The sequence below is a fragment of the Pseudomonas sp. 2VD genome (assembly GCF_005503585.1).
In the GTDB taxonomy this organism is placed as follows: domain Bacteria; phylum Pseudomonadota; class Gammaproteobacteria; order Pseudomonadales; family Pseudomonadaceae; genus Pseudomonas; species Pseudomonas aeruginosa.
Window position 1 is genome coordinate 1 of the sequence record NZ_SCND01000450.1, and the last position, 4188, is coordinate 4188.

Annotated in this window: 4 protein-coding genes and 3 pseudogenes; 1 reads left to right on the forward strand and 6 read right to left on the reverse strand. The window is 47.4% G+C overall.

Annotation, left to right across the window (positions count from 1 at the left end; translation table 11 throughout):
- Nucleotides 1-323 precede the first annotated feature (323 nt).
- The 4 genes and pseudogenes from cdiI to FFS27_RS29445 all read right to left on the reverse strand — a co-directional run bounded on the left by cdiI (nt 324) and on the right by FFS27_RS29445 (nt 2818).
- On the reverse strand, nt 324-692 hold the full coding sequence (gene cdiI / locus FFS27_RS29425) for a ribonuclease toxin immunity protein CdiI (RefSeq protein ID WP_031300234.1): 369 nt from the start codon (nt 690-692) through the stop codon (nt 324-326).
- Nucleotides 693-1043: 351 nt separating this feature from the next.
- A pseudogene (locus FFS27_RS29430) lies at nt 1044-1647 on the reverse strand (hypothetical protein).
- Nucleotides 1648-1915: 268 nt separating this feature from the next.
- Nucleotides 1916-2125 (reverse strand): annotated as a pseudogene (locus tag FFS27_RS29435) (hypothetical protein); the annotation flags it as partial.
- Between the two features lie 234 nt (nt 2126-2359).
- Complete coding sequence (locus FFS27_RS29445) at nt 2360-2818, reverse strand: DUF6911 family protein (RefSeq protein WP_124122472.1); 459 nt, start codon at nt 2816-2818, stop codon at nt 2360-2362.
- A 49-nt stretch (nt 2819-2867) separates the two neighbouring features.
- Here FFS27_RS29445 and FFS27_RS29450 point away from each other — a divergent pair.
- Nucleotides 2868-3194, forward strand: a pseudogene (locus FFS27_RS29450) (IS4 family transposase); the annotation flags it as partial.
- A gap of 43 nt (nt 3195-3237) precedes the next feature.
- Here the strand turns inward: FFS27_RS29450 and FFS27_RS29455 are convergent.
- Both FFS27_RS29455 and FFS27_RS29460 read right to left on the reverse strand, forming a co-directional pair.
- Nucleotides 3238-3585: a barstar family protein gene (locus FFS27_RS29455; protein WP_071537945.1), complete on the reverse strand. Its 348-nt coding sequence runs from the start codon at nt 3583-3585 to the stop codon at nt 3238-3240.
- A gap of 35 nt (nt 3586-3620) precedes the next feature.
- On the reverse strand, nt 3621-4188 hold a 568-nt coding region (locus tag FFS27_RS29460), incomplete at its 5' end, for a ribonuclease domain-containing protein (protein WP_256659720.1).

Consider the following 4188-nt stretch of genomic DNA (forward strand, 5'->3'; position numbering starts at 1 on the left):
GCAGGCCCTTCTTCTCCAGGCAACGCATACGTTGCCCCGGCGAGCGACCCGCCAGGGATGGCGGGGCCGGAGGTTCAGGACTCTGCGGAAGTAGCGAAAGGGAGGTCAGTGCTCTTCTTTTAAAATCGAAAAAGTAAATTTTTAAAAAACAGGGAATTACTGAACGGGGAAGATCTACCTACCTTTTAGTTCTAGAGCAGTGAAAATAAGTCCGCCCCCTTTATGCTTATTACTGACCTGCACACGTCAATCTGCTCGGGCAGCGATCAAGAAACACGGTCATCCCAAAAGGGTTAAGTAAGTGCCATTCAGATCTATCCCCTTTACGGCCAGAAAGAGAGTTTATCTAAAAGCTCTTTTACTTTCTCAGTATCTTCAGGATGGCGCTGAAGATACTTTTCACAAGCGAGCCGAATGAACTTAGAACAAACAGCCTCGCTCACAACAATGGCGTCTTCATCCTTAGGGGGATAGCCATAAGAAAACTCAACCCCCTCAAAGTGCTCCTCATCAAACGGACTGTTTTCATCAGGAAAATTACAGTACGCCCCATCCGTGCTATAGCCCCACCTATTTACAATGCACTCAATGGCTCTAATAAACCTACCATCCGAGTACATTATATCCATGTAGCACATAACTACCCAGCACGGGTCAGCCTCGTTGTATGGCTGACCAAATAATTCATTCATAGAACCACCTATTATCCGGGAAAAGGGGACAGATTTATTTTCCCTACTCTAGTTTTGTCTAGTGCTTATATTTCTCATTTCTACTGTATACCACCGCCGATCTTACCCACACTGAACCACGTAAAGCGGATAGTTCAGTAAAACCACTCGCCTCTGCCTAGGCATCGCGGAGCCTCCTTACGGCGTCTGCACTGGAGCCTCCCTGCTCAGAAATCAGGGTAGGGAAAATAAATCTGCCCCCTTTATTCGCTCAACCCGCATCTTGCCACCGGCCATCAAGTTAACACGTGACTGAACACGTCCAGGAACTTGAATAGAGGCTTCAGCAGTATTCGCAGTTCCTTTTGCATCTTATGCCGATTGCAAAAATCTATACTTCCAATAATCCATACCCTCTAAAACCCAATACCTCTCCCTGTCGGGTACTAAATGGCAAAAATCCGAACACTTAGCAAGCCAGTCTGAGTAAGCCAATTCTTCATGCGCCCGATTACAGTCCATATGCATGTAAATTTTGCGATCGAAATTCACATAGAACATTGGAAGCCTAGAGGCAACAGTATTAGCGTCATGAAAGTAGCTTGCACTCAACTCAACACCAGAAAGATAGTAACCTTCAATTCTTCCATGCAAAGACTCGCTCATATCAAGCCCGCACACAAACATATCTTTTAGGTCTTGCCGCGACAACACCCACCGTTCCTCCGCCCTCAAATATTTCAAAAAATTCTCAGCAGTAAGTTTAAGCACCCCACCTCTAAACGTCATGCATGCCGACGCATATTGCTCCTGAGTTATATGACCCTTATCAAGGTATGCACGATAGTCCTTCTCCGCATCCAAGATGAAGTTGAATTTATCATCCACAACCCAGAAGCACGCACCAGAATGAACAAAAAGCATATATTTTTTTCACCCCCCACAAATCATCAGCTAACAATTGCCACTGAGTCATCTCCCAACTCCTTCAAAAACTCGTCATGAGAGTATAAGCCAAAAGTGGACAGATTTATTCCTCCTACTCTAGTTTTGGCTAGTATTTATATTTCTCATTCCCACTGTATACCACTGCCGATCTTACCCACACTGAACCACGTGAAACGGATAGTTCAGTAGAACCACTCGCCTCTGCCTAGGCTTCGCGGAGCCTCCTTACGGCGTCTGCACTGGAGCCTCCCTGCTCAGAGAATTAGAGTAGGGAAAATAAATCTGTCCCCTTTATGCTCGGCTTCTATTCCGGTTTTGCAGAGCGGTTTGTCCTTGCAGCCATCGACCTCCTGCCGCTTCTTCTCCTCCTGCCAATGACTGAGGTAGTTGTGTTGGGTGGCATTCCCCGCCACCCAGGCTCCCGTCTGCAAGCTCTTGGCGTCCGCATCGCCCTGCGTCGAAGCCGCCAGCATGCCGATCAACTGCGAACTTATGATCAGCAGGCCCAGGCAACGCATACGTTGCCCCGGCGAGCGACCCGCCAGGGATGGCCGGGTCGGGGGTTCAGGACTCTGCGGATGTGGCGACAGTGAGGTCTTGCACAGTGTTCTTCTTCTAAACCGAAAAGGTAAATTGTTAAAGAGCAGGAGATTATTGAAAGGAGGAGGCCTACCTGCCCTTTAGATTTAGAGTGGCAGAAAATAAATCTGCCCCCTTTGCTGCTCGTGGTCTATTTGTGGTCATGGCTTGAGATTCCAGGGCGAACGCATTTGAGACAGACCCACATCCAGATCGCCTGTTTCATAAAGCTCTTTAAAAACCGCTTCAGCTATTGATACATCTGTACATACAGTTCTGGAGTCGAAATCATCATCACCAAATTTTATCATCCCTCTATAAGGGGACTCATCCAACCCCCACCACTCAAGATATTCTTCTTTAGGGTTAGTTGAACGAGTCAGTATATTTATCCTAAAACTTCCAGGCAAAGACTTCATACTTAGCTGACGAACAAAAGATTTTTTCGGACGAATAACCTCTACCCTTACAAATCCGCCAAACTTAAATGAGTTAACTATTCCTTTCTCTATGCTTTCCCAGACTGGCTGCTCAACCACTACCGCTAGAGAGGAGGCAGAATTGTCACCGCAGTGCAACTCAAGGACCGGCTCCAAATCATCTTCATAATCAAGTATCATTATCGCCACCCATCAATACCACGTGTCCAAGTGAAAGTTTTCCCCGTTCTGGATTTACCTGCTGGCACACAACCTGATTCGCCTGATCATGGCGCAATCGGCCTCGATGGCTGACTGCCTACTCCGTGAATTGAGCTTCAAGCACAGCCTCCAGCTATGGCTGGCGTGGCGGCAATTCGACGATGATCCTGACGGAGGTACGACTCTTCGTGGCCTGCTGGTTCTGGCCGCGCAACAGCGTGTCGGCAATCGCTCCGGGCGAGTTGAACCCAGAGCCCTCAAGCGAAGGCCAAAGCCCTACCCATTACTGACCTGCACACGTCAATCTGCTCGGGCAGCGATCAAGAAACACGGTCATCCGAAAAGGGTTAAGTAAGTGCCATTCAAATCCGCCCCCTTTATTCGCTCTTTTGCACCAACTAACTAGCTAAAATACTTTCCACTCTACATTGATCACTTTCTCGAAAGAAAACTTCGAACTCATGAGCTTCACTTCCTGACCAACTGGCAACTGCATCACGCAAGATTTCCAAGTAAATCTTCAAATCTTCGTCTGCAAAATTTGGAAGACGCTCATGTACAATAACAATTTTTTTGCAGGGAATCCACTCAAAATCATTCAAACAATCATACAGAGCATCCCAATTAAACCCAAAATACCCTGGAAACCACAGTAAATAATACAGAGCCTTCAATAGCTCGTCCGGAACAGATATACCAGGGTCAACCCTCACATAAAACACTTCCGCAGCACTATATGACGGCATCGACTCATAATACTTTATCGACAATGAAGTAACCCTCAATTATTGATCGGAATAAATGTCTTATAGTGATCTGCAGTGTAGTACATCTCACCTCCCTTTCCGACAACTATACGCTGAGCTCCAGGCCCTGTGACTCCTGGGGTAGGGTGTACATACTCCGTATAGTAGCCAGCTGGCTTAACCGGCAAATCTCCTGCACGATTTTGGAATATAGAACCATCGTTTTTGTGAGGGTAGGATCCACCTGACTTTATCCGATCTAGAGTTGGCCCAAGATCAACAGTACCTTGGAGGACGTTACCGGTTTTCTTATCAACAACCGTAACTCCATCAATGAAGCGGGTTGGCTCCTTACCAGCCGCAATACTTTTTTCCGCCTCAACCAGCCCCGCTAGATTTCCTCCCGCCTTTGGCTGTAGTCCATTGCCTGTTTCCAGGTACAGTTTTCCATCTGCTGCCAGCACTTCCGTGTTGCCGGTCTTGGTATTGATTACCCTGCGATAACCATCCGGTAAACCTGCAGTCTCTGCAAAGCCAGAACCTGCCGACGATCCTTCGCGATATCCCGCTGGTAATGCTGCTCTTTCGGCTGTTGCTACACCT